The sequence below is a fragment of the Brevundimonas sp. BH3 genome (genome assembly GCF_045345115.1).
GTDB lineage: Bacteria > Pseudomonadota > Alphaproteobacteria > Caulobacterales > Caulobacteraceae > Brevundimonas.
The window spans coordinates 1,343,542-1,367,460 of sequence record NZ_CP150796.1; the positions used below are offsets into that span (position 1 = coordinate 1,343,542).

A 23,919-nucleotide genomic window follows, 5' to 3' on the forward strand; every position below is an offset into this window, starting at 1 on the left:
GTGACCGACATTCTGATGCCGGCGCTGTCGCCCACCATGGAAGAAGGCACGCTGACCAAATGGCATATCAAGGCGGGTGATACCGTCTCTGCCGGTCAGGTGATTGCCGAGATTGAAACCGATAAAGCCACGATGGAAGTTGAGGCTGTCGATGAAGGCGAAGTGCTGGAAATCCTCGTGGCCGAAGGCACCGAGGGCGTGAAGGTAAACACCCCGATTGCCCGTCTGTCGGGTGACGAGGCTGTTCCTGCACCGAAGAAGGCAGCGCCTCAAAGCGAACCTATGACCCAGACCGAAGCCGAGGCTCCGGTTGTGGCACCCAAGGCTGCGGCTCCGGCTGCGCGCCCGACCACGGACCTGCCCGATCCGGAAATTCCGGCTGGCACCAAGATGGTCAAGACCACCATCCGTGACGCTTTGCGTGATGCGATGGCCGAAGAAATGCGTCGCGACGATGCCGTGTTCCTGATGGGCGAGGAAGTTGCCCAGTATCAGGGTGCATATAAGGTCAGCCGTGATCTGTTGCAGGAATTCGGTCCGCAGCGCGTGGTGGATACCCCGATTACCGAGCATGGCTTTGCCGGTCTGGGTGTCGGTGCGGCCATGGCCGGTCTGAAGCCCATCGTCGAGTTCATGACGTGGAACTTTGGCATGCAGGCCATCGACCATGTGATCAACTCGGCGGCCAAGACCCTGTACATGTCGGGCGGTCAAATCCGCTGTCCGATGGTGTTCCGTGGTCCTAACGGCGCTGCCAGCCGCGTGGCGGCCCAGCACTCTCAGGACTATTCGGCATGGTACGCCCAGATTCCGGGCCTGAAGGTTATCGCGCCGTATGATGCTGCCGATGCCAAGGGCCTTCTGAAGGCTGCTATCCGTGATCCGAACCCGGTCGTCTTCCTCGAACACGAGATGATGTACGGTCACGAGTTCGATGTGCCGGACTTGGAAGACTATGTCGTGCCGATCGGCAAGGCCAAGGTCCGTCGCGAAGGCACCGATGTCACCATCACGGCGCACAGCCGTATGGTCGGCTTTGCCCTGCAAGCCGCAGAGCAGCTGGCCGAAGAAGGCATCTCGGCCGAAGTCGTTGACCTGCGTACCCTGCGTCCGCTGGATACCGACACCATCATCAACAGCGTCAAGAAGACCAACCGTCTGGTCTCGGCCGAAGAGGGCTGGGGTCGCATGGGTGTCGGTGCCGAAGTGGTTGCCAGCGTGATCGCCGAGGCCTTCGACTATCTGGATGCCCCGCCGCTGCGCGTGCACCAGGAAGACGTGCCGCTGCCCTATGCTGCGAACCTCGAAGTCCTGTCCCTGCCGGGCGTGGACAAGATCGTTGCTGCTGTGAAGCAGGTGATGGCATGAGTGCAGAGTTCGAACTGACTGTACCGGACAGCGTCGCTGCTGACGAACAGGCCGTCGAACTGCTGCGTATGTGGTGGTCGAAGGACGAACCGGTCATGGCCGTGAAGCCTGCCTTCAACGACCCGATCAAGTTCGGTGAACTGCTGGCCTATGCCGCGCGCCATATGGCGCACGGCTATGCCGTTCGCCACGGCCACAACGAGGCGCAAGCCTATAACCGTATCCTTCAGGGCCTCAGCGACGTGATCAAGGCGGACAATGTCCGCACCGTCGCCGAACCTGTCTCGCCGCAAGGGGGGAATGTCTGATGACCGATATCCTGATGCCAGCCCTTTCTCCGACCATGGAAGAGGGCGTCCTGGCCAAATGGCACATCAAGGTGGGCGACACTGTCTCTGCCGGTGATGTCATCGCCGAGATTGAAACCGACAAGGCCACGATGGAAGTCGAGGCTGTGGACGAAGGCGAAGTTTTGGAAATCCTCGTTGCCGAAGGCACCGAGGGTGTGAAGGTCAACACGCCAATCGCCCGTCTGGCGGGTGACGATGTGGCTCCGGCGCCTAAGAAGGCCGAGGTCGCTCCGGCTGCCGAAGCTAAGAAGGAAGCGCCTAAGCCTGAGGCTCCCAAGGCTGAAGCGCCTAAAGCCGCTCCGGCTCGGGTGGCCGCTTCGGGCGAGCGTATCTTCGCTTCGCCGCTGGCCCGCCGTCTGGCGGCCATGGCTGGCCTTGATCTGAAAGCCATCAAGGGCACCGGCCCGCATGGCCGTATCGTCAAGCGCGACGTCGAGGCCGCTCAAGGCGCAGGTGGTGCTACCGCTTCGGCTCCGGCCGTAGCCGCTGCTGCACCGGCTGCCGCCAAGGCCACGCCTTCGCTGGCGCAACTGGGTATCCCCGACGGCACCTATGACCTCGTTCCGCTGGACGGCATGCGCAAGGCTATTGCCCGCCGTCTGGTCGACAGCGTCAATAATGTCCCGCACTTCCCGCTGTTCATCGACGTGGAGCTGGACGCCCTGATGGCGGCCCGCGCCCAGATCAACAAGATGCTGGAACCGCGCGGCATCAAGGTGTCGGTCAACGACTTCGTCATCAAGGCCGCTGCTATGGCGCTTAAGGCCGTGCCGGAAGCCAATGCTTCCTACACGCCTGAAGGCATCGCCATGCACCACAATGCCGACGTGTCGATGGCTGTGGCGATCGATGGCGGTTTGATCACCCCGATCATCCGCAAGGCCGAGACCAAGGGTCTGGCCCAGATCGCGACCGAGTCCAAAGACCTCGCCACCCGCGCCCGCGATCGCAAGCTGAAGCCGGAAGAGTTCCAGGGCGGCACCTTCTCGGTGTCCAACCTCGGTATGTTCGGCATCAAGCAGTTCACCTCGATCATCAATGAGCCGCAGGGCTGCATTATGAGCGTGGGTGCAGGCGAGCAGCGTCCGGTCGTCAAGAACGGCCAACTGGCTGTGGCCACCGTTATGACCGTTACCCTGACCTGCGATCACCGCGTGGTTGATGGTGCTGTCGGTGCCCGCTTCCTGCAGGCCTTCAAGCCGTTGCTTGAAAACCCGCTGTCGATGCTGGCCTAAGGATCAAAGCATATGAGTGATTTTGATCTCGTAGTGATCGGTTCGGGTCCCGGCGGCTATGTCGCCGCGATCCGCGCCAGCCAACTGGGCCTGAAGGTTGCTATCGTCGAGCGTGAAAACCTCGGCGGTATCTGCCTGAACTGGGGCTGTATCCCGACCAAGGCCCTGCTGAAGTCGGGCGAGAAGTTCGAGAGCCTGTCGCACCTGAAGGAATACGGCCTGTCTGCCTCGGGCGCCTCGTTCGACTTCGACGCCATCATCCAGCGTTCGCGTGGCGTGGCCAAGCAGCTCAATCAGGGCGTTGGCTTCCTGATGAAGAAGAACAAGATCGAGGTCATCGAAGGCACCGCAAAGCTCGAGAAAGGCTCTGCTGCGCCGAAGGTGGTCGTGACCCTGAACAAGGGCGGCGAGAAGGTTCTGAACGCGAAGTCGGTCATGCTGGCCGTGGGCGCTCGCGCCCGCGCGCTGAAGCAGATCGGTCTGGAAGCGGACGGCGACAAGATCTGGGCCTACCGCGACGCGCTGGCGCCTAAAAAGCTGCCGAAGACCTTTGTGGTCATCGGCTCGGGCGCTATCGGCATCGAGTTCGCCAGCTTCTATCGCGCTCTGGGCGCAGACGTGACTGTGGTGGAAGCCATTGATCGCATCATGCCGGTCGAGGACGAAGAAGTGTCCAAGGCCGCCCAGAAGGGCTTTGAAAAGCGCGGCATCAAGTTCAAGACCGGTGCCAAGGTCACGAAAGTCACCAAGACGGCTTCGGGCGTGTCGGTGGCTATCGAGGTCGGCGGCAAGGCCGAGACACTGGAGGCCGAGGTCTGCATCTCGGCGGTCGGCATCACGGCCAACACCGATGGCATTGGCCTTGAGGCGCTGGGCGTCGAACTGGACCGCGGTCACATCAAGACCGACGGCCACTGTCAGACCAATGTGAAGGGCCTCTATGCCATCGGCGACTGCGCCGGTGCGCCGTGGCTGGCCCACAAGGCCTCGCACGAGGGCATCCACGCGGCAGAACACATTGCGGGCTTTGCAACCCCGAACGTGAACTCGCCCATCGCTGGCTGCACCTATGCCCAGCCTCAGGTCGCGTCTGTCGGCGTGACGGAGCAGGGCGCACGCGAAGCCAAGCGCGAGGTCAAGATCGGCCGCTTCCCGTTCCGCGTGAACGGCAAGGCCATCGCCTCGGGTGAAACCGAGGGCTTCGTAAAGGTCATCTTCGACGCCAAGACGGGGGCCTTGATCGGTGCCCACATGATCGGCCACGAAGTCACCGAGATGATCCAGGGCTACGTCACCGCCATCACGATGGAAGCGACGGAAGAGGACATCCACGGCATCGTCTATCCACACCCGACCATGTCGGAAGCCATGCACGAAGCCGCCCTCGACGCCTATGGCCGCGTGATCCACATCTGATCAGGCCACATCGCTAAAACAGCAAAAGGCCCCGGTTTCCCCGGGGCCTTTTCTTTTGCACCACCATCCACTCCGTCATCCTCCGACAAGCCGCCTAGCGGCGCAGATCGGGGGATCCAAAAACCCTCAACCCACTCAGCCCAGTCACTGGATCCTCCGGTCAAGCCGGAGGATGACGGCGAGTGAGGGTGGCGGCCAGCGGCCAGCGGCTAGAGCGGGGCGCTTAGCGCTTCTTGCCCAGCTCGGCAGCAATGTCCTTGGTCATGCGCCCGACCTTACGGTGCGCCGTCACGATCTGATCGCGAGTCACACCCCACTTCTTCATCCAGTACTCCACCGACTGACGCTCGGTCAGGTCGATGCGGTCTTTATCAATGAACCCCCGCTTGTCTTTTAGGCCAGCCATGCTTGGCTCAATGTAGAGGATGGGTTAGGCACCGAGATGATCCTATGTGGTGGTAAGCGCGGAGGTAGAGGCAAGCGACGGGTTTCCGCAGTTGATTTGTCGCGTTTATGGGCTCGCTCCAGTCGATTATTTATCCTACTTATCGGTTGAGAATATTCTTTTCAAGCTTTCCATAATTTCAAGGGTCTTATCTAAGGATTTATAATCACTATTATCGAGCAATAATTTATCTGATTCACTATTGTCTCCAGAAAATATTCTCTCACTTATATTCCGCTTCAGTTCTTGTCGAACGGAGTCCGGTAGATCTTGAATAAACGGATCAAAAGCTTGAACCTGCAAGAAAAATGCCCGCGATTTTTTTTCATTTAATCTATGAAGCGCAGCTTGCTTAGACGCATAAACAGCAAATGAAATCATAATTGTTGTTAAAGATAGCGATTTAGCGGCGGCAAACCAAAAATCTCTATCATTAGAAGTGATAGGATTGTAGAACTTGAGGCTATAAAAAAGCCAACCAATAGTAGCCAGTATAATTAGCACAGTAGCTCTACGCCACTTATTTGCATATATTCCTTCATTATCTGCGATTTGCTTGTGTCCACCTGTGACAGAATCTCTCGCGGCAAGTCCGTAGAGCTGTACAATTTTATCTAATTTTGAATTCGCTTCTTCTTCAACATTATTCAATTTGTCGTCTGTTATTGATGATCTTTCGCTTATGCGTTCTTTAAAATCGGATAACAATTCTTCAATTTTAGATACGTAGCTTGATCTGATTTCGTTTACTTTGTTGTTTACCTCAGTATCTAGTTTTATTTTGGTTTCCGAAAATTTTTTGGCCGTTATATTTGTTTCATTCAACTGGTTTGTTAAATCTATCGTTTTTTCATTAAAATCTTTTTCTTTGTTCTCAAGTTTTTGAATAAGTTCTATCGATTGTTGAGAAATAGAATTAATTTTCTTTGTCTTTCTTGATATAATATATTCATTTGAGTTTGTTCTTTTGCAATAAGCGCAATAAATCTCTGAAGGTGGGAACTTGATATAGCGTGATCAATTTTAGAAGAGTTAGATCTTGTTATTGATTTATTTATAAGATTTATTTGAGACATTACTCCGTCAAAAGAATTATTAATTGACGCAAGCGTGCTGTAATTTTTATTATTAATAGAATCGTGAACTTGGGAAACTATATTGTGATTTATAATAAAGTTTTGGACTGAATGCATTTGATCAACGGGCGCAAATTCGGGATCTAATTGTTTTATGGAATCTTTAGTTCGCTTTATTATCTTTGATAGACGTACAAATTCGTAGTTTTGAATTTGATCTGTCGTAGAAATCCCCTGAGAAAGGATTTCCTCGATTTTGGCGAGTGAGCTTGTCAATGGATGCTCATCGAGCTGACGTTGCCACCGTTTCATTTGCATTTCCCCCGTGTTTGAGGGCTCATACTGTCAAGCTATAGGATTGCTATCAATCATCATTTTTGGGGCATCTCGATTGTTAGATTCCCTAAAACCTGCCTAAAAGAAGGAAACCTCCTTTTGCAGTGCGGAATTCTAAATGCGTGTCGCGTCTGATGTCCTGGGTTTGATCGGCCAAACGCCTTTGCTGCGCCTGAAACGGGCGTCGGAGGAGACGGGGTGCGAGATACTCGGGAAGGCAGAATTTCTGAATGCCGGACAGTCCATCAAGGACCGTGCGGCGCTCAGTATTATTCTGAAGGCGCGGGCCAGCGGGGCGCTGAAGTCCGGCGGCACGATTGTCGAGGGCACGGCGGGCAATACGGGCATTGGTCTGGCCATGGTCGGGGCGGCGCTGGGCCATCCGGTCGTGATCGTGATGCCGCGCACCCAGACCGAGGAAAAGAAGCGCGCTGTGCGTCTGCATGGGGCCAAGCTGATCGAGGTTGATCCGGCCCCGTTCAGCAGCCCCAATCACTTCGTCCACTATTCGCGCCGCTTGGCGCAGGAACTGAACGAAACCGAGCCGCACGGTGCCTTTTACGCCGACCAGTTCGACAACCTGTCGAACCGTCTGGCCCACTATGAGGGCACCGGCCCTGAAATCTGGGAACAGACGGGCGGCAAGGTGGACGGCTTTATCTGTGCCGTCGGTTCGGGCGGCACGCTGGTCGGCACGACGACTTATCTGAAAGAGCAGAACCCCGACCTGAAGATCGGCTTGGCCGATGTGCCGGGGGCGGCGCTGTATTCCTATTTCAAGGAAGGCGTGTTGAAGGGCGAGGGCAGTTCGATCACCGAGGGCATCGGCGTGAACCGCATTACCGGCAATCTGACGGGGCTGGATGCGGTGGATTACGCCTATCAGATCGGTGACGAGGAACTGTTGTCGGTGCTGTTCGATCTGGTCCAGCATGAGGGCCTGTGCCTTGGCGGGTCCAGCGGCGTGAACGTGGCCGGTGCCATCCGCATGGCCAAGGAAATGGGGCCGGGCCACACCATTGTGACCGTGCTGTGCGACAGCGGCCAGCGATACGCCACCAAACTGTATGATCCGGCTTATTTGCGTAGCCGCAACCTGCCGACCGCCGAATGGATGGGCCAATGAGCAAGGAAAGCCCGCTGGATGGTCGCCTGCCGCCGCTGAACTCGCTGAAGGCGTTCGAGGCCGCTGCGCGTCGTTTGAACATCACCCGCGCCGCCGAGGAACTGTCGGTAACGCCCGGCGCGATCAGCCAGCAAATCCGTATTCTGGAACAGCATGCGGGTGCGCCCCTGTTCCACCGCGAAGGGCGTCAGATTGCCCTGACCGAACTGGGGGCCGAGCTATATCCGTTGTTGCGCGACGGGTTTGATTATCTGAAACGGGCAGGGGATTTGCTGTACCGCCCCGACCGTCGCTATGCCCTGTCGGTGTCTGTGCCGCCGTCGTTTGCGTCCAAATGGCTGACCCAGCGCATTGCGCGCTTTGCCGCCGCCCATCCCGAGGTCGAGTTGTGGCTGTCGGCGGATATGCGCCTGACGGACGTGGCGGGCGGGCGCGTGGATGTGGCGGTGCGTTACGGGCGCGGGCCTTATACGGGCGTGCGCTCTGAACGCCTGATCGGGGCTGATGTGATCCCTGTGTGTGCGCCACAGTTGATGGTGGGTGCCAAGGCGCTGAAGAAACCGTCGGACCTGAAGCACCATGTGCTGATCCACCTGCGTCCGAGTGATCTGGAGGAGCAGCGCCCCGACTGGGCGATGTGGGTCAAAACGCACAAGGTCAAGGACGTGGACGTGTCATCCGGCACCCGCGTAGACCAGACTGCCATGGCCATCGACGCGGCCATCCACGGACAGGGCGTGGCGCTGGCCCCGTATGCGTTTGTGGCGGATGATCTGGCTTCGGGCCGTCTTGTTGCACCATTTGCAGACGGCGCGCTGACGACCGACATGGCCTACCACGTCCTCACCCGCCGCAGCAGCGTGTCCGAGCCGGCGCGCTTGTTCGTGAAGTGGTTGAGAGAAGAGGCGCAGGCGGCAGAACAGATCGTGGATGATTTGTGATGGAAAATATAACCGGCGAATTCTTTTATAGATTTTTTATAGCATTTGTAATTTGTTATTCATTTGAGGTCGTTAGTAAATGGGAGTTTAAAAATTTAGTTAAAAAACATTTTAGCTTTAAATATGATGGAAATGAAGATGTTTGGAATATTTGGTCGTGTTGTTATAAGTCAGTTGTTGAAAGTTGTTACAAATTTTGGGTCGTAAGAACCGTAGCATTTGCTATTTTTTGTGGATTTTTTGGTTATGGGGGCTACAAGATTAGAATGGAGATAGGGTTTCTATTTGCCATTCTAATTGTGGTTTGGATGTTTGCTGAACTTATATGGGCAAAATCTAAAGCTGACAAAGCGGCTGAAGCCGTTTGGCAAACGCTGTCCAAGTGAACTGACAAGACCCTCCGTCACGGCGCGGTGCGCCGCGACACCTTCCCCGCTGGCGAAGGGGAGGAGGTGTTGTTCCTCACCCGTGGGGACCACGAAGTGTTTGAGGGGGCGTAAGCTGGGCTGACTAGGCCAGCAAGGCCCTTGTCGCCGCTTCCACATCATCCTGACGCATGAGGCTTTCGCCGACGAGGATGGCTTTGGAGCCGGCGGTGGCGACGCGGGCGACGTCTTCAGGGGTGAAGATGCCGCTTTCGGCCACTAGAAGCGCGCGGGGCGGGGCCAGCAGGGCCAGTGTCTCGGTATTGGCCAAATCGACCTCGAAGGTGCGTAGTGAGCGGTTGTTGACGCCGATCAAGGCGTTGTCGCGGCCTTCGACCAGTGTGCTGGCGCGGGCCATTTCCTGTTCGTCGTGTGTTTCGATCAGGGCGTCCATGCCGAAACGGTCGGCCTCGGCCAGCAGGTCGGCGGCGACGGCGTCGTCGATCATGTCCATGATGATCAGGATGCAGTCGGCCCCTAAGCTGCGGCTCTCGGCGACCTGCCACGGATCGACCAGAAAGTCCTTGCGCAGGCAGGGAAGGGACACGGCCTCGCGCGCGGCAACCAGATAGCTGTCATCGCCCTGAAAGCTGGGGCCATCGGTCAGGACGGACAGGCAGGTGGCACCGCCGCGCTCATATGCACGCGCAAGTTCGGGCGGGTTGAAGTCGTCGGGACGGATCAGTCCCTTGGAGGGACTGGCCTTTTTGATCTCGGCGATCAGGGCGGGGCGACCCGTCTTCATCGCTGTGTCGGCCAAGGCGTTCATAAACCCGCGCGGGGCAGATGCGCCCTTGGCCAGAGCCTCGAGCGCACTGACGGTGATGGCGGCTTTGCGGGTGGCGACTTCCTCGCGCTTATAGGCGGCGATACGGTCCAGAATGTCGCTCATACTTCGGTCTCTACTGGGGTGTGGGAGGCGCGGACGAGGGCGTCCAGCGCGGCAAGGGCGCGGCCCTCATCAATGACGGTGGCGGCGATCTCGGCACCCTGTTTCAGGGTTTCGGCCTTGTCCGATACCACAAGGGCGGCGGCGGCGTTCATCAGGACGATGTCGCGATAGGGGCCCTTTTCGCCGTTCAAAAGCGCGCGAAGGGCGGCGGCGTTGACTTCGGCATCACCGCCCTGAATGTCGGCTAGTGTGGCGCGGGGAAGGCCAGCGTCTTCGGGCGTGATGGTGAAACGGGTTACGGTGCCGTCTTTCCATTCGGCCACGTCGGTCGGGCCTGTGGTGGTCAACTCGTCCAGACCCTGACCATTGACGGTCCATGCGCGTTTGGCACCCAGACGGCCCAGAACCTCGGCCAGAGGTTCCAACAGGGCGGGGTCATAAACGCCCATGACCTGACGGTTGGCCCCTGCTGGATTGCACAGCGGTCCGAGCAGGTTGAACACGGTACGGAAACCAAGCTCGGCGCGCACCGGTCCGACATGGCGCATGGCCCCGTGATAGGTGGGCGCAAACAGGAAGGCGATGCCCGCATCGTTGAGCGCCACAGCCTGTTGGGCGGGCGTGGCATCGAGGTTCACACCCAGCGCGGCTAGCACATCAGAGGAGCCGGACTTGCTGCTCATGGCGCGGTTGCCGTGCTTGGCGACGCGCAGGCCAGCACCGGCCAGCACAAAGCTGGCGGCGGTGGAGATATTATAGGTATGGGCCCCGTCGCCACCTGTGCCGCAGGTATCGACAACATCCTCGAACGGGTGATCCAGCGACAGGGCGGCGGCGCGCATGGCGCGGGCAAAGGCGGTGATTTCCTCGACCGTCTCGCCCCGCACCCGAAGGGCGGTGATGGCGGCGGCGACCTGTGCGGGGGTTGGCTCGCCGCGTAGGCAGGCGGCAAAGAAGCCCTGTGCCTCGTCGCCGGTCAGGACTTGGCCATCGACCAGCTTAGCCAGCAGCGGTTTGAAGCTGTCCATGGCCTCAGACCATCGCCGTGCGCTTGATATTGGCAAAGTCGAGGAAGTTGCCGATCAGGTCGTGGCCGTGTTCGGTGGCAATGGACTCGGGGTGGAACTGTACGCCGTGGATCGGGCGCGTCTTGTGCGACAGGCCCATGATCTCGCCGTTCTCGGTCCATGCTGTGACTTCGAGGCAGTCGGGCAGGGTCTCGCGTTTGACAGCCAGCGAGTGGTAACGCGTGGCGGTAAACGGACGAGGCAGGTCTTTGAATACGCCGCCGCCTTCGTGGTGGATAAGCGAAGTCTTGCCGTGCATCAGCGACTTGGCGCGCACGACATTGCCACCAAAGGCCTGACCGATTGACTGGTGGCCGAGGCAGACGCCCAAGATCGGCATGCTTTCCGGCGCGGTTTTCAGAATAGGCAGACAGATACCGGCCTTATCCGGATCACATGGACCGGGCGAGAGCAGGATGGCCTCGGGCTTGAGCGCAAGGGCTTCTTCTACCGTCAGATCATCATTGCGGATGACGTGTGTCTGCGCCCCTAGCTGGGCCAGATAGTGGACGAGATTGTAGGTGAAGCTGTCGTAGTTATCGACGACGAGGATCATGGGAAGGCTTTTCGAAACGGGAGGTCGGCATACGCTGTTATGCACAGCTTGGGCCGTAGAATGGGGCGAAGCAAGCGGTCGTTAAACATTCCGCGCGATGATGGAGCATCGCCATCGGAAGAAGTCCGCTGTGAACATCATAGAATCTATCCACGACGCTCGTCGTTTGCTCGAAGAATCGGGCAAGACCGAGCACTCCAAACCACCCGTGTATCTGGCAGCCGCCTTTGCCGCTGCCATGGGGTTATTGCTGTTCGGGACGGTGAATGCCGGTCCCGATCTACGACCTGACCAAACCGACATCACCAGAATTCCTTAGGAAGCGCAGTCGTCTGATCCCGCCAATCCCTTGGTGCTGTGCGCCAAGGGTTGGTTGTGGGTGGTCGCGTTGAATCGCCATGCTTCTCCGGCCGCCTTCATCGGGGCGCGGGCCTTGGCCAGTGTCTCGGCGTATTCGGCTGCGGGATCGCTGTCATTGACCACGCCGGCACCGGCTTGGACAAAGATGCGGTTGTCGGTGAACATGGCGGTACGCAGGACGATGCAGATGTCTGCCTCGCCATTGGCCGAGATGTAGCCAACGCCGCCGCCATAGCCGACGCCGCGCTTTTCGGTTTCCAGCTCGTCGATGATTTCCATCGCACGCACTTTCGGTGCGCCTGAAAGCGTGCCTGCGGGCAGGGCGGCCAGAAGGGTGTCCACCGCATCCAGTTTCGGATCGGCTGTGCCGTTTACATTGGAGACGATGTGCATGACCTGGCTATAGCGTTCGACCACGAAGCTTTCGGTCACTTCGACCGAGCCGGGTATGGACACACGGCCTACATCGTTGCGACCCAGATCCAGCAGCATCAGATGCTCGGCCAGTTCCTTGGGATCGGCCAGAAGTTCGGCTTCCAGGGTCTTGTCCAGTTCGGGCGTTTCGCCACGCGGCCGGGTACCGGCCAGCGGACGAATGGTCACGCGGCCATCCTTCAGACGCACGAGGATTTCGGGGCTGGAACCGGCCAGCTGGAAATCGGCATAATCGAGGAAGAACAGATAGGGCGACGGGTTGCCACGGCGCAGGGCGCGATAGAAGGCAAACGGGTCTTGCGACCACGGGGCTTCGAAGCGGTGCGCCAGCACGACCTGGAAGATGTCGCCCGCGACGATGTATTCCTTGGCCTTGGCGACCATGGTCGCAAAACCGGCCTCATCGACTGAGGACTGGAAATCGGGCGCGGGCACAGGCTCGGCTTCGCGCTGGATCGGCATGGGGCTGCGCAGGCGGTCCTCGAACTCGTCGAGACGGGCGACTGCGGCGCGATAGGCCAGATCGGCATCAGGGCTGGTGTCGGGATAGGCCGCGGCCACCAGAACAATCTCGTGCTTGACCGAGTCGAAGATGGCCACCAGCGACGGGCGGGCCAGAACGGCATCGGCAAGGTTCAGCGGATCGGGGTTTGCAGGGCCTAGCGGCTCCAGCAAGCGCACCATGTCATAACCGAACACCCCGAACAGACCCGCAGCCATCGGCGGCAGATCGGCGGGCAGGTCGAACTTGCTGGCCGCGATCAGGGCGCGCAGCGAGTCCAGAGCCGGAAGGGTTTCGGGGGTAAAGGTGTCGGTGAGGATGTCATCGCCGCGTGCGATGTCTGCCTGACCGTCACGGCAGCGCCAGACAGTGTCCGGCGACAGGGTGACGATGGAATAGCGGCCATTGACCGCGCCGCCTTCGACCGACTCCAGAAGGCTGGCATAGGGACGCCCGTGTCCAACCTTGAGGAAGGCCGATACGGGCGTCTCCATATCGTTGATGAGGCGGCGGACCAGCAGCTTGGTTTGACCTGCTGCCAGTCCGTTTACAAAAGCAATACGCTCCGCACCCGACATATTATTTGGCCGGAGCGAGGGCCGGAGCAGCCGGAGCTGCACCCGCGACCGGAGCTTCGATACCCAGAGCAGTATAGGCTTCGGTTGCGTTGCTCTTGGCTTTGACCTTGGCCGCAGCGGCGGTCAGAGCGGTTTGAACGACTTCATTGCCCCATTCGGTCGCCAGTTGCTGGCCGATCGGAGCGACCAGAGCCGCAGCGGTAACCGGATTGGCAGCGTGGATCGCATTGACCTTGCCGATGACAAAGCCGTTTTCGCCCGGGGTCGAGAAGGCCTGATCCTTGGCCGTGGAGAACAGACCGGTCAAAGCCGCAGCGCCGTGAGCCTGTTGGGCCGCCGCGTCGCGGGTGACATTGGTGCGGACCATTACGGTCGCATTGACCGAGGCGGCCACAGCGGTGATGTCCTCGCCAGCACGCAGACGGCCAGCCAGTTCGTCAGCCTTCTGGTTCAGCAGGCGCGAGTTTTCACGGGCGATCCAGTTCTGGGTCAGCATCGGGCGCAGTTCGTCCAGCTTGGGGAGGGCGGCTTCGCGCACGTCGTCAACGCGCAGGGCGATGTATTCGCCTTCACCAGCGGTGATGACGTCGGACTCGCCACCCTTGGTCAGGGCATAGGCGGTTTCGATGATGACCGGCGGCAGGCCATAGGGCTGACCGTTCGGCAGTTGGCCTTGGCGGGTGAAGGGCGGCAATTGGGCCAGACGGGCACCCGAAGCCTTGACAGCATCGGCAATCGACTTGCCAGCGGTGCGGGCGTCTTCAAAGGCCTTCACGCGTTCATAGGCGATCTTCTGGACAGCTTCGGCCTGCAACTCGGTGGTCAGGTCTGCACGGGCCGATTCAAAGCTGACGTCCTTGCCGCCTTGAATAGCGGTAACCTTGGCAACCGTAAAACCAACAGTACCTTGGATCGGATCGGTGACACCGGCAGCGGGCAGGGCAAAGACAGCATCAGCAATCTTGGCGTCGCCCAGAGCCGTGCGCGGGGTGTTGTTATAAGGGGTAGGCTGGATACGGACCGATGCGGCAACCTCGTTCACGTCCTTGCCGGCGCGCAGTTCGGCGGCAACCTTGTCGGCGGCTTCACGGCTCGGCACGGTCAGCAGGGTGAAGGTACGCTTTTCAGCTTCCGACAGCGAATCTTTACGGAACTCATAGCGCTCGCGCAGTTGTTCCTCGGTGATAGCCGGACGGGCATCGTTCGGGCCCGGGGTGAACAGGACCAGCGAGACAGTGCGGAATTCAGGAATACGCAGTTGGGCTTCGTTTTCCTTCATGAAGGCGTTCAGTTGCTCGTCGGTCGGAGCCTTGGCGCTACCGGCCATGGCTTGGGTAACAGTGAACCATGCGCCGTCGCGGGTTTCGGTTGCCGAGGCTGCAACAATAGCTGCATAGGCCTTGGGCAGACGTACGCCCGATACCAGAGCCGTGCCAAAGTGCTGGATCGTGTACTGGTCGCGCAGCTCGTTCTCGAACATCACAGTGGTGAAGTTCTGCTGAGCCAGAGCCTGTTGGTACTGGGTTTGGTCAAACGCACCGGTGATCGAGTTGAAGAAGGCAGGAATCTTGCGGATTTCCGCGACGATCAGATCCTTGCCCGGGCGAATGCCGACATTCCAGGCCCACTGGGCAAAGCCCATACGCATGGTTTGTTCTTGCAGGTACTGCTCGACATAGCCCTCGGCAGCGATCTGTTCGAAGGTGACAGTCTGGCCGGACTGTTCGCTGACATTGGCGCGGACACGCTCGAAGCTGTTGCGGAATTCGGGGCCGTTAATGCTGCGGTCGCCTGCGGACACGACATGGCGTGGCCCCAGATTCGAGAAGATATCCGACTGGGCGCCGACAACGACGAAGCTCAGGATAATCAGGGCGAAGAGGCCCACAGCCCATTTCGACTTTGCGAAATTACGGAACAGCGTGATCATTGTTGGGGAAACCTGTCGGAAACCAGCGTCGGGACGGCGCCAGCATTGGCGTATAGTGGTAGTCGCTATCTGCCTGCAAGGTTCAGACGCGCACAATTCCTGCCTGAAATACTATGAAAATGGCCTGATAGCAGGGACTGCGGTGTCGCACGCCGGTTTGGGCATCTTGGCTCGGGGGCGAGGTCTGGCCTAATATGGACCCATGACCGAATCTCTGAAGCTGATCGCTGGCAACTGGAAGATGAACGGTGTGGGGGAGAGCCTTGAAGAGGCTGCCGCCCTGCGCGTCGCTTTGGATGCCGAGGCCGCCAACTGCCGTGTGGCGCTTTGTCCGCCTGCAACCCTGATCGACCGTATGGCCCAGACCCTGGGTGGATCGGCCATCGAAATCGGTGGTCAAGACTGTCACGGTGCCGCCAGCGGTGCCTATACCGGTTCGATTTCTGCCGAAATGGTGGCCGATGCCGGTGCCAATCTGGTGATCCTTGGCCACTCCGAGCGGCGTGCCGGTTTCGGCGAGACGGATGCCGATGTTGCCGCCAAGGCCGAGGCCGCTCTGGCCGCTGGTCTGGAACCGATCATCTGCGTGGGTGAAACCCTTGCACAGCGTGAAGCTGGTGAAGCGGTTTCGGTCGTGAGCGAGCAGGTGATGGGCTCGTTGCCAGTTTCGCTGGCGGACAAGCCGTTTGCGGTGGCCTATGAGCCGGTTTGGGCCATCGGCACAGGCCTGACCCCGACGCTGGAACAGATCGAAGAGGTTCACGCCGCTGTGCGTGCGGCCATGATTGCCCGTCTGGGCGCAGGCGGTGCAAAACCTGTGATCCTTTATGGCGGCTCTGTTAAGCCGTCGAACGCCAAGGAAATTCTGGCTGTGCCGGAAGTGGGGGGCGCCCTTGTGGGCGGTGCCTCGCTCAAGGCAGAGGACTTCCTCGGTATTATCCGCGCTGTCTAAGTTTATGGCGGGGTTTGATCCCCGCCATTATCATGTTAGACGCCGCCTCTTGATCGGCGCAACTTCGCGCCCACATGAATGACGCCATGCTTCAAACCATTCTGCTCGTCGTAATGTTCATCATCTCGGTCGCACTGACCGGCGTGATCCTGCTTCAACGCTCCGAGGGCGGTGCTCTTGGTATGGGAGGCGGCGGCAATAACGGCTTTATGACCGCTCGCGGCGCAGGAAACCTGCTGACCCGCGTGACCGCTATTCTGGGTGCAGCCTTCTTTGTCTGCGCCATCGCGCTGACCATCGCCGGCAATATTGAGCGCGGTTCGGGTTCAGTAATCGATGCCGATGCTGTGGGTTCGATCGCTATCGGCGCTCCGACTCAACCGCAGGCCGAACAACCGGCCGCAGCGACGGCTCCGGCGGCACCTTCGGCTATGTCGCTGGACGAGCTGGAAGCCAGCCTTCCGGCTGCGGCGCAACCGGCTCCGGCTGCTCCTGCCCAGTAAGGCTATCCAGTAACAAACTGGAAAAACTAAGATTTATGAAGCGCGTCGGAAACGGCGCGCTTCTTTTTTGTTGTGAAGAAGCGTGAACAGGCCGCTTTTTCGGCTGACGGCGGCGACGAAATGGGTTAGGGTTTCCGCCCATGCCTAGATATGTGTTCATCACTGGCGGCGTGGTTTCCTCCCTTGGTAAAGGCCTCGCTTCCGCCGCTCTTGGCGCGCTTCTTCAAGCGCGCGGTTACAAGGTTCGTCTGCGTAAGCTAGACCCCTATCTGAACGTCGACCCCGGTACGATGTCGCCTTACCAGCATGGTGAGGTGTTCGTGACCGACGACGGTGCCGAGACGGATCTGGACCTCGGACACTACGAGCGTTTCACCGGTGTGTCGGCGGCCAAGTCCGACAACATCACCACGGGTCGCATCTATTCGACGATCATCGAAAAAGAGCGTCGTGGCGACTATCTGGGCGCGACCGTGCAGGTGATTCCGCACGTCACGGACCAGATCAAACAATTCTGCCTAAATCCGGCCAAGACCGATGATGGCGAGGACGTGGACTTTGTGCTGGTCGAAATCGGCGGCACGGTCGGCGATATCGAGGGCCTGCCGTTCTTCGAGGCGATCCGCCAACTGGGGCAGGACCTGCCGCGTGGCCAGTCGTGCTTTGTCCACCTGACCTTGCTGCCGTTCATCAAGACGGCCGGCGAGATGAAGACCAAGCCGACCCAGCACTCGGTCAAGGAGTTGCGCTCCATCGGTATCCAGCCGGACATCCTGCTGTGCCGTTGCGAAGAGCCGATTCCGGCCGACGAAAAGCGCAAGATCGCCCAGTTCTGTAATGTGCGCCCCGATAGCGTCATTCAGGCCATGGACTCGGCCGATATCTATGCGGTTCCGCAGGACTATCACGCCGAAGGTCTGGACACGCAGGTTCTGGCCCATTTCGGGATTAATGACGCTCCGGAACCGGACCTGTCGGGCTGGAACGAGATTGTTCGCCGTCGTCTCAACCCCGAAGGCGAAGTCACCATCGCCATCGTCGGCAAATATACCGTCCTGAAGGATGCCTATAAGTCGCTGATAGAGGCGCTGATGCACGGTGGCGTGGCCAACCGTGTGAAGGTGAATCTCGACTGGGTGGAATCGGATACCTTCGAAGGTGATCCGGTGGCCTGTGCAGATCGTCTGAAAAACGCCAATGCCATTTTGGTACCGGGCGGCTTTGGTGAGCGCGGGGCAGAGGGCAAGATTCAAGCGGCCCGTTTCGCCCGTGAGAACAAGATCCCTTACTTCGGTATCTGCTTCGGTATGCAGATGGCTGTGATCGAGGCTGCCCGCCATCTGGCCGGTTTCCCGAACGCGACCTCGACCGAGTTCGGTCCCGCCGAAGAGCCTGTGGTTGGCCTGATGACCCAGTGGTCGCAGGGCAATGAGCGGGTCCAGCGCGAGCATGGCGGCGATCTGGGCGGCACCATGCGTCTGGGGGCGTATGATTCTACGTTTGCAGAAGGTTCGCTGATTGCGGACATCTACGGATCAACCACGATCAGCGAGCGCCACCGTCACCGCTATGAGGTGAATATCAACTACCGTCAGGCTATCGAGGAAAAGGGCGGCCTGTATTTTGCCGGTCTGTCACCCGATGGCGTGCTGCCGGAAACGGTAGAGCGCAAGGATCATCCGTGGTTCATCGGCGTTCAATATCACCCGGAATATAAGAGCCGTCCGTTTAAACCACACCCTCTGTTTGCCAGCTTCGTGAAGGCGGCCATGGTTCAGAGTCGTCTGGTGTAATCTATCCCCTGCAAGCCGTTATTCCGTTCGAAAAATAGCGGTATACGGCTTGCTAGGCTCTCGCAGTTGTGTTTCATATTCGCACGCTGGAGCTTAGGGCCATGGTTGGCACCTTCATAAGTTTTCTGCACCGCAATGCACGCGCTGTTATTTTGCTCGCGTCTTTAGGGGCAATTATATTGAGCTGCAGTCTTGTACTGAAGGCTCTTGCCAAACTGCTTAGCGCCTAGCGTTTAAGCAGCTGGAGGGGGGAACCGGTCGCTGTTGCAAGACACCCGGCAGACCTATTCCAGATGTTGGGTCACCCGCTTGGGGGAGTGGGTGACCCAACTATTTTGTAACATCGATAAGTCTCAGTTCCTGTCGCGATAGGCGAGCAGGCGCAGCGCGTTAAATACGACCAGCAGCGTAGAGCCTTCGTGAAGCGCAATGGCGGGGCCAATCCCCAGACCGAGAATTGTCGCCGGTACAAGGAAGGCGACTACGCCAAGACTGACAAACAGGTTCTGGAGGATGATGCTGCGTGTTCTGCGGCTTAGACCGACGGTGAAGGACAGTTTGGACAGGTCGTCCGCCATGAGAGCGACATCTGCTGTTTCAAGCGCAACATCGGAACCTGCTGCGCCCATGGCGACACCTACGGTTGCGGTGGCCATGGCGGGGGCATCGTTGACGCCATCGCCCACCATCGCAACATTGCCATCGGCCCTTAGGCGCTTGATCGCCTCGACCTTGTGGTCGGGCATTAGATTGCCCCAGGCTTCGGTCAAGCCGACCTGAGCCGCAATGGCTTCTGCGGCCTTCTGGTGGTCGCCGGAGATCATAATCATCCGCTGCACCCCCATGGAACGAAGTTTGTCCAGAGCCTCTCGGGCGGCAGGTCTGGGTGTATCCAGAAGACCGATGACGCCAAGATCACGATCACCGTGTCGCACGACCATTAAGGTACGGCCCAATTGGCGTAACTGTTCGATCGCTTGAAGGGCGGGCGCATCAAGGGGGCTAACACCGTCCGCGCCGAACATTTCGGGTTTGCCGATATAGACAGTCTGGCCATCCAGTTGAGCGGTTACACCTTTTCCGGTCAGGCTGTGCAGGCTGGACGCGGTATCAACAGTGACACCACCCAGTTGTTCGGTGCCATCCCGGGCAATCGCTTCGGCAAGAGGATGGTCGCTGAGACGTTCTACAGCGACGGCGACACGCAATAGTTCGTTCGTGTCGATACCTGTAAATGGCACGACATCCGTAATACGTGGTTGGCCCTCGGTCAGGGTGCCGGTTTTATCGAACGCGATGGCGTTAATCGCGCCGAGACTTTCCAGCGGGGCACCGCCCTTGATGAGGACGCCTGCACGGGCGGCACGGGCGACACCCGACAGGACTGCACTGGGTGTAGCGATGGCGAGGGCACAGGGGCTGGCAGCGACCAGTACGGCCATGGCGCGATAGAAGCTGTCACGGAATGGCTCGTCCACAACCACCCAAGCGAAAAGCAGGACAAAGGTCAGGGCCAGCACAAGCGGCACGAATATGCGCTCGAACTTGTCTGTGAAGCGCTGGGTCGGTGACTTTTGCGTCTCGGCCTCACTGACCATACGCACGACCTTGGCCAGAGTGGTGTCGCTGGACTTGCGTGTGGTTTCGATTTCGATGGCACCGGACCCGTTGATCGTACCGGCAAAGACGACCGAGGCAGAAGTCACCGAGGCGTGTCTTGAGCGAGCCTCGGTAGGATCGGCAACGGGATGCTTGTCCACCGGCATGCTCTCGCCAGTGACTGGGGCCTGATTGATGCTGGTCGTCCCCGCAATAATGAAACCGTCGGCAGGAAGGCGTTCATTGGGACGCACAATAACCACATCACCGATTTCGAGCTGTTCGACAGGGGTTTCGATAATGTCCTGCCCCCGACGCACACGGGCTGTTCGCGGGGCCAGTTCACCAAGAGCCTCGATGGCGCGTTTGGCGCGGCCCATGGCGTAATGCTCAAGGGCATGACCAAGACTGAACAGGAACAGGAGGAGGGCCCCTTCGGCCCAGTGACCCAGTGCTGCGGCACCCGCCGCCGCAACCAGCATCAGGGTGTCGATTTCGAAGCGGCGCTTTTTCAGGTTCTCGACGGCTTCACCGACGGTGAAAAACCCGCCCAGACCATACGCACACAGGAAAAACGCCAGCGGTATCCAGCTGGCAAGACCAGGTACCAGCTTCTCGAGCGCAAAACCTGCGATCAGGGCGACACCGGAACCGAGCGCAAAGATCAGCTCGGTATTGGGACCTAAAATGCCGCCATGGGCGTGGTCGTGGCCTGCATGATTGTCGGTGTTTTCATGCGCGTGGTCATGATTGTGGTCGGCGCTCATAGCCACGGACCTCTTACAGTGTGTTTGTTTGATTGGCGCATCAGTCTTCGATCCCCCCGGTCCGGCGATACTTCACAGTTTTGGCCGCAAAGGTCGGCAGGACAAGCAAGGTCAGCACTGTCGCGGTTAGAAGTCCACCAATGACCACAGTCGCCAGCGGCTTTTGCACCTCGGCACCGGCTCCTTGAGCCAGAGCCATTGGAATAAAGCCGACAATGGCGACAAGGGCGGTGGTCAGGACGGCACGAAGGCGGCTGAAGGCACCGGACAGGGCGGCATCATGTGGGCTTTGGCCGTCTTGCAACCGCTCGCGGATGGCCTGCATCAGAACCAGACCGTTCAGAGTGGCCACACCCGACACAGCGATGAAACCGACCGCAGCGGATACCGAGAACGGCATCCCTCTGAGCAACAGCGCCAACGCCCCGCCAACCAGTGCCAGTGGCACACAGGCAAAGACCAGACCCGCCTCGGCAAATGAACCCAGCGCCATGAACAGCAGAATACCGATCAGGATAAAGACCACAGGCACCACCAGACCCAGACGCTGCTCGGCCCGTTTCAGGTTCTCGAACTGGCCGCCCCACGTCAGGGAATAGCCCGCTGGAAGCTGGAGCTGTTCGTCCACCTTGGCTTGGGCGTCGGAGACGAAGCCGCCCAGATCGCGACCGCGCACATTGGCCTGAACCACCATGCGACGGCTGCCATTATTGCGGCTGATCTGGTTCTGGCCTTCGGTGACCTGAATACGGGCGACGGAGGACAGAGGGATAGTGATACCGGAAGGTGTGGTTACCGGCAGGGCGTCCAGAGCGGCGGGGTTGTTGCGTTCCTCATCCGGCAGTCGCACCACCACGTCGAAACGGCGGTCCCCTTCAAAGATTTGTCCAGCAGGCGTGCCGCCGATGGCGGTTGAAACCGCTTCGGATACATCCGCAGCCGACAGGCCGTAATTGGCGGCGGCAAAGCGGTCCACGCTGATGGTCAGGGTCGGCAGGCCCGACGCCTGTTCAACACGCACATCGGCAGAACCGGGGGTGTCGCGCAGGGCATTGGCGACCTGATCCGCTGTCGCCTGTAGCTGGGCGAAGTCGTCGCCATAGACCATGACTGCCAGATCGGTACGGACGCCCGAAATCAGCTCGTTAAAGCGCAGTTCAATGGGCTGGCTGAACTCGAAACTATTGCCCAACTGGGTCGCGGCGACGGTTTCAAAGCGTTCGATCAGGTCTTCCTTGGCCAGTCGTGGATTGGGCCATTCCTTGCGCGGTTTCAGGATGATCACGGCGTCCGAAATATTGGGCGGCATGGGGTCGACGGCGGCCTCTGCCGTGCCGGTCCGCGAGAAGACGGTCTTGACTTCGGGTTGATCCTTGATGACCCGTTCCAGTGCCATCTGCATTTCGAGCGACTGTTCCAACGAAGCCGAAGGGACGCGCAGGGCCTGCATGGCCACATCGCCTTCATCGAGGGTGGGAATGAACTCGCGCCCCAGCATCGCAAAGGTCAGCGCGCCGACGACCAGCGTGCCTATGGCGGCCATCAAAACAGCCTTGGGACGCGCCATGGCCGTGCGGATGGCCGGTTCTATCCAGCGGCGGGCGTGACGCAGGAGGAATGTCTCATGCTCCTGTGCCTGACCCTTTTCGTCCAGATGGATGGTCTTGGGTTCACGCACCATCAGCGCCGTCATGGCGGGGACGAAGGTGAAGGAGAAGATGAAGGCCCCCACCAGAGCCAGCATGACCGTGGCCCCCATGGGAATAAAGGTTTTGCCCTCGACGCCTTCCAGCATCAGTAGCGGGGTAAAGACCAGAAGGATGATGAGCTGGCCAAAGGCAGCAGGACGCACCATTTGGCGCGCGGCATCCGTGGCGACGCCCAGACGCTCCCGACGTGTCAGCATACGTCCCAGATCGGCACGTTTCTGGCCAAGTTGCAGCAGGGTGTTTTCGACCACCACCACGGCCCCGTCGACCAGAAGGCCGAAATCGAGCGCACCGAGGCTCATCAGATTTCCGCTGATGCCAAACCGGTTCATGCCGATGACGGCGAACAAGAAGCTGATCGGGATCATCAGCGCCGTGATGGTTGCCGCACGGATGTTTCCGAGCAGCAGGAACAGCACGACGATGACCAGCAGCGCTCCTTCGGTCAGGTTCTTGGCCACGGTCTTAATGGTCGAGTTGACCAGTGCGCTACGGTTCAGGACCGGCTCGGCCACGACATCGGCCGGAAGGCTGACAGCGATGTCTTCAAGCTGTTTGGCGGCAGCTTGGGCCACGGTGCGGCTGTTTTCTCCGGCCAGCATCAGGGCGGTGCCGATAACGGCCTCGTGGCCATCGCGGCTGGCACCGCCGAGGCGGGGGGCCTGACCGATCTCGACCATCGCCACGTCGGCAACGCGCACCACCAGACCGTTGCGGTTGACCACGGGGGCCTGTGCCAGATCATCGACGCTGGAAGCCAGTGCGTCGGTACGAACCGTCAGGGCTTCGCCCGCCCGTTGCACATAACCGGCACCGGCCTGTGTATTGGCGCGCTCCAGTGCCTGAACCAGATCGCCAAGGCCCAGACCATAGCTGGCCAAGCGGGCCGGATCGGGCCGCACGGCGTATTCTTTGACATAGCCGCCGTTCACATCGACGCCCGCAAGGCCGCGTGCATTGCGCATACGCGGCGCGATGATCCAGTCCTGAACCGTCCGCAAATAGGTGGCGCGGGCTTGGGGCGTATCCAGTCGCTCGCCCTCGGGTGTCAGATAGCTGCCATCCGGCTGCCATCCTGCGCGACCCGTCTGTGCGGTCTTGGCATTGAACGGTTTGAAATCGACCGTCCACATCAGGACTTCGCCCAGACCCGTCGTGATTGGCGACAGGCTGGGTTCGATGTTTTCCGGCAGGTTTTCACGCGCCTGTGCCATCCGTTCGGCCACCTGCTGGCGGGCGAAATAGATGTCGGTGCGGTCTGTGAAGATCACCGTGACCTGACTGAATCCGTTGCGGGTCAGCGAGCGGGTGCTCTCCAGCCCCGGAATACCGGCCATGGCCGTTTCCAGCGGATAGGTGACCTGACGCTCCATCTGCTCCGGGGCCAGAGCGGGAGCGACGGTATTGATCTGAACTTGCCGGTTGGTGATATCCGGCACCGCGTCGATCGGCAGTTTGGTGAGCTGGAACAGACCCCAAACAGAGATCAGCGCCGTCGCCAGAACGACAAACCAGCGAAAGCGAACGGACGCCTCGATTATGTATTTGAACATGACAT

The 23,919-nt window shown here is 59.4% G+C and carries 21 protein-coding genes; 11 read left to right on the forward strand and 10 right to left on the reverse strand.

The window, feature by feature from the left end; genetic code table 11:
- The 4 genes from WEU32_RS06410 to lpdA are packed head-to-tail and all read left to right on the forward strand — an operon-like array spanning position 1 to position 4,369.
- Positions 1–1,368 (forward strand): pyruvate dehydrogenase complex E1 component subunit beta, encoded by a 1,368-nt coding sequence (locus tag WEU32_RS06410; RefSeq protein WP_406853271.1) that lies wholly within the window; start codon positions 1–3, stop codon positions 1,366–1,368.
- The gene (locus WEU32_RS06415; protein WP_312138187.1) at positions 1,365–1,676 is read left to right on the forward strand and encodes a DUF5076 domain-containing protein; all 312 of its coding nucleotides are present in this window, start codon (positions 1,365–1,367) and stop codon (positions 1,674–1,676) included. The genes WEU32_RS06410 and WEU32_RS06415 overlap by 4 nt, the downstream gene beginning before the upstream one ends.
- Positions 1,676–2,953, forward strand: coding sequence for a pyruvate dehydrogenase complex dihydrolipoamide acetyltransferase (locus WEU32_RS06420; RefSeq protein ID WP_406853272.1), 1,278 nt, complete (start codon positions 1,676–1,678; stop codon positions 2,951–2,953). The genes WEU32_RS06415 and WEU32_RS06420 overlap by 1 nt, the downstream gene beginning before the upstream one ends.
- A gap of 12 nt (positions 2,954–2,965) precedes the next feature.
- Entirely contained in the window at positions 2,966–4,369 is a 1,404-nt protein-coding gene (gene lpdA / locus WEU32_RS06425) for a dihydrolipoyl dehydrogenase (protein ID WP_406853274.1), read from the forward strand.
- Positions 4,370–4,592: 223 nt separating this feature from the next.
- Here lpdA and WEU32_RS06430 read toward each other — a convergent pair whose 3' ends face one another.
- The 3 genes from WEU32_RS06430 to WEU32_RS06440 all read right to left on the reverse strand — a co-directional run bounded on the left by WEU32_RS06430 (position 4,593) and on the right by WEU32_RS06440 (position 6,202).
- Positions 4,593–4,775 carry a DUF3606 domain-containing protein gene (locus tag WEU32_RS06430; protein ID WP_167177844.1) on the reverse strand — a complete coding sequence of 61 codons (183 nt, stop codon included), beginning with the start codon at positions 4,773–4,775 and terminating at the stop codon, positions 4,593–4,595.
- 135 nt (positions 4,776–4,910) lie between these two features.
- On the reverse strand, positions 4,911–5,639 hold the full coding sequence (locus WEU32_RS06435) for a hypothetical protein (protein ID WP_406853275.1): 729 nt from the start codon (positions 5,637–5,639) through the stop codon (positions 4,911–4,913).
- 68 nt (positions 5,640–5,707) lie between these two features.
- Positions 5,708–6,202 carry a hypothetical protein gene (locus WEU32_RS06440; RefSeq protein WP_406853276.1) on the reverse strand — a complete coding sequence of 165 codons (495 nt, stop codon included), beginning with the start codon at positions 6,200–6,202 and terminating at the stop codon, positions 5,708–5,710.
- A 142-nt stretch (positions 6,203–6,344) separates the two neighbouring features.
- Between WEU32_RS06440 and WEU32_RS06445 the strand changes: the two genes are divergently transcribed.
- From WEU32_RS06445 to WEU32_RS06455, 3 genes are read left to right on the forward strand one after another with little or no spacing between them, the layout of a single operon-like run.
- Complete coding sequence (locus tag WEU32_RS06445; protein WP_406853277.1) at positions 6,345–7,352, forward strand: cysteine synthase A; 1,008 nt, start codon at positions 6,345–6,347, stop codon at positions 7,350–7,352.
- On the forward strand, positions 7,349–8,293 hold the full coding sequence (gene gcvA, locus WEU32_RS06450; protein WP_406853278.1) for a transcriptional regulator GcvA: 945 nt from the start codon (positions 7,349–7,351) through the stop codon (positions 8,291–8,293). Before WEU32_RS06445 ends, gcvA begins: the two co-directional genes overlap by 4 nt.
- On the forward strand, positions 8,293–8,679 hold the full coding sequence (locus tag WEU32_RS06455) for a hypothetical protein (protein ID WP_406853279.1): 387 nt from the start codon (positions 8,293–8,295) through the stop codon (positions 8,677–8,679). The genes gcvA and WEU32_RS06455 overlap by 1 nt, the downstream gene beginning before the upstream one ends.
- 124 nt (positions 8,680–8,803) lie before the next feature.
- Here the strand turns inward: WEU32_RS06455 and trpC are convergent, their stop codons facing one another.
- The 3 genes from trpC to WEU32_RS06470 are packed head-to-tail and all read right to left on the reverse strand — an operon-like array spanning position 8,804 to position 11,233.
- Complete coding sequence (gene trpC / locus WEU32_RS06460) at positions 8,804–9,610, reverse strand: indole-3-glycerol phosphate synthase TrpC (protein ID WP_406853280.1); 807 nt, start codon at positions 9,608–9,610, stop codon at positions 8,804–8,806.
- Positions 9,607–10,638, reverse strand: coding sequence for an anthranilate phosphoribosyltransferase (trpD, locus tag WEU32_RS06465; protein ID WP_406853281.1), 1,032 nt, complete (start codon positions 10,636–10,638; stop codon positions 9,607–9,609). The genes trpC and trpD overlap by 4 nt, the downstream gene beginning before the upstream one ends.
- A 4-nt stretch (positions 10,639–10,642) precedes the next feature.
- Positions 10,643–11,233 carry an anthranilate synthase component II gene (locus tag WEU32_RS06470; RefSeq protein WP_406853282.1) on the reverse strand — a complete coding sequence of 197 codons (591 nt, stop codon included), beginning with the start codon at positions 11,231–11,233 and terminating at the stop codon, positions 10,643–10,645.
- Positions 11,234–11,363: 130 nt separating this feature from the next.
- Here WEU32_RS06470 and WEU32_RS06475 point away from each other — a divergent pair, with 130 nt between their 5' ends.
- A complete protein-coding gene (locus WEU32_RS06475) occupies positions 11,364–11,552 on the forward strand; it encodes a hypothetical protein (RefSeq protein ID WP_167177836.1) in 189 nt (62 codons plus the stop codon).
- Here WEU32_RS06475 and trpE read toward each other — a convergent pair.
- Positions 11,549–13,108, reverse strand: coding sequence for an anthranilate synthase component I (trpE, locus tag WEU32_RS06480; RefSeq protein ID WP_406853283.1), 1,560 nt, complete (start codon positions 13,106–13,108; stop codon positions 11,549–11,551). The two genes, WEU32_RS06475 and trpE, sit on opposite strands and share 4 nt — an antisense overlap.
- Position 13,109: 1 nt before the next feature.
- Positions 13,110–15,038: a SurA N-terminal domain-containing protein gene (locus WEU32_RS06485; protein ID WP_406853284.1), complete on the reverse strand. Its 1,929-nt coding sequence runs from the start codon at positions 15,036–15,038 to the stop codon at positions 13,110–13,112.
- A 202-nt stretch (positions 15,039–15,240) separates the two neighbouring features.
- Here WEU32_RS06485 and tpiA point away from each other — a divergent pair, with 202 nt between their 5' ends.
- From tpiA to WEU32_RS06500, 3 genes are all read left to right on the forward strand, one after another.
- Complete coding sequence (gene tpiA, locus WEU32_RS06490) at positions 15,241–15,990, forward strand: triose-phosphate isomerase (protein ID WP_406853285.1); 750 nt, start codon at positions 15,241–15,243, stop codon at positions 15,988–15,990.
- Positions 15,991–16,076: 86 nt separating this feature from the next.
- Positions 16,077–16,493 carry a preprotein translocase subunit SecG gene (gene secG / locus WEU32_RS06495; protein ID WP_406853286.1) on the forward strand — a complete coding sequence of 139 codons (417 nt, stop codon included), beginning with the start codon at positions 16,077–16,079 and terminating at the stop codon, positions 16,491–16,493.
- A gap of 140 nt (positions 16,494–16,633) precedes the next feature.
- Entirely contained in the window at positions 16,634–18,286 is a 1,653-nt protein-coding gene (locus tag WEU32_RS06500; protein ID WP_406853287.1) for a CTP synthase, read from the forward strand.
- 353 nt (positions 18,287–18,639) lie between these two features.
- Here the strand turns inward: WEU32_RS06500 and WEU32_RS06505 are convergent, their stop codons facing one another.
- Together WEU32_RS06505 and WEU32_RS06510 are read right to left on the reverse strand one after the other, a co-directional pair.
- A complete protein-coding gene (locus tag WEU32_RS06505) occupies positions 18,640–20,652 on the reverse strand; it encodes a heavy metal translocating P-type ATPase (protein ID WP_406853288.1) in 2,013 nt (670 codons plus the stop codon).
- A gap of 40 nt (positions 20,653–20,692) precedes the next feature.
- Entirely contained in the window at positions 20,693–23,914 is a 3,222-nt protein-coding gene (locus tag WEU32_RS06510) for an efflux RND transporter permease subunit (protein WP_406853289.1), read from the reverse strand.
- Positions 23,915–23,919: the final 5 nt, after the last annotated feature.

Bases quoted from the DNA above. Each gene is read 5' to 3' on its own strand.
- lpdA (WP_406853274.1), top strand. From the start codon at position 2,966: ATGAGTGATTTTGATCTCGTAGTGATCGGTTCGGGTCCCGGCGGCTAT.
- secG (WP_406853286.1), top strand. From the start codon at position 16,077: ATGCTTCAAACCATTCTGCTCGTCGTAATGTTCATCATCTCGGTCGCA.
- trpE (WP_406853283.1), bottom strand. From the start codon at position 13,108: ATGTCGGGTGCGGAGCGTATTGCTTTTGTAAACGGACTGGCAGCAGGT.
- WEU32_RS06510 (WP_406853289.1), bottom strand. From the start codon at position 23,914: ATGTTCAAATACATAATCGAGGCGTCCGTTCGCTTTCGCTGGTTTGTC.
- WEU32_RS06470 (WP_406853282.1), bottom strand. From the start codon at position 11,233: ATGATCCTCGTCGTCGATAACTACGACAGCTTCACCTACAATCTCGTC.
- WEU32_RS06455 (WP_406853279.1), top strand. From the start codon at position 8,293: ATGGAAAATATAACCGGCGAATTCTTTTATAGATTTTTTATAGCATTT.
- WEU32_RS06415 (WP_312138187.1), top strand. From the start codon at position 1,365: ATGAGTGCAGAGTTCGAACTGACTGTACCGGACAGCGTCGCTGCTGAC.
- gcvA (WP_406853278.1), top strand. From the start codon at position 7,349: ATGAGCAAGGAAAGCCCGCTGGATGGTCGCCTGCCGCCGCTGAACTCG.
- WEU32_RS06445 (WP_406853277.1), top strand. From the start codon at position 6,345: ATGCGTGTCGCGTCTGATGTCCTGGGTTTGATCGGCCAAACGCCTTTG.
- WEU32_RS06430 (WP_167177844.1), bottom strand. From the start codon at position 4,775: ATGGCTGGCCTAAAAGACAAGCGGGGGTTCATTGATAAAGACCGCATC.
- trpC (WP_406853280.1), bottom strand. From the start codon at position 9,610: ATGAGCGACATTCTGGACCGTATCGCCGCCTATAAGCGCGAGGAAGTC.
- WEU32_RS06500 (WP_406853287.1), top strand. From the start codon at position 16,634: ATGCCTAGATATGTGTTCATCACTGGCGGCGTGGTTTCCTCCCTTGGT.
- WEU32_RS06440 (WP_406853276.1), bottom strand. From the start codon at position 6,202: ATGAAACGGTGGCAACGTCAGCTCGATGAGCATCCATTGACAAGCTCA.
- trpD (WP_406853281.1), bottom strand. From the start codon at position 10,638: ATGGACAGCTTCAAACCGCTGCTGGCTAAGCTGGTCGATGGCCAAGTC.
- tpiA (WP_406853285.1), top strand. From the start codon at position 15,241: ATGACCGAATCTCTGAAGCTGATCGCTGGCAACTGGAAGATGAACGGT.
- WEU32_RS06485 (WP_406853284.1), bottom strand. From the start codon at position 15,038: ATGATCACGCTGTTCCGTAATTTCGCAAAGTCGAAATGGGCTGTGGGC.
- WEU32_RS06420 (WP_406853272.1), top strand. From the start codon at position 1,676: ATGACCGATATCCTGATGCCAGCCCTTTCTCCGACCATGGAAGAGGGC.
- WEU32_RS06505 (WP_406853288.1), bottom strand. From the start codon at position 20,652: ATGAGCGCCGACCACAATCATGACCACGCGCATGAAAACACCGACAAT.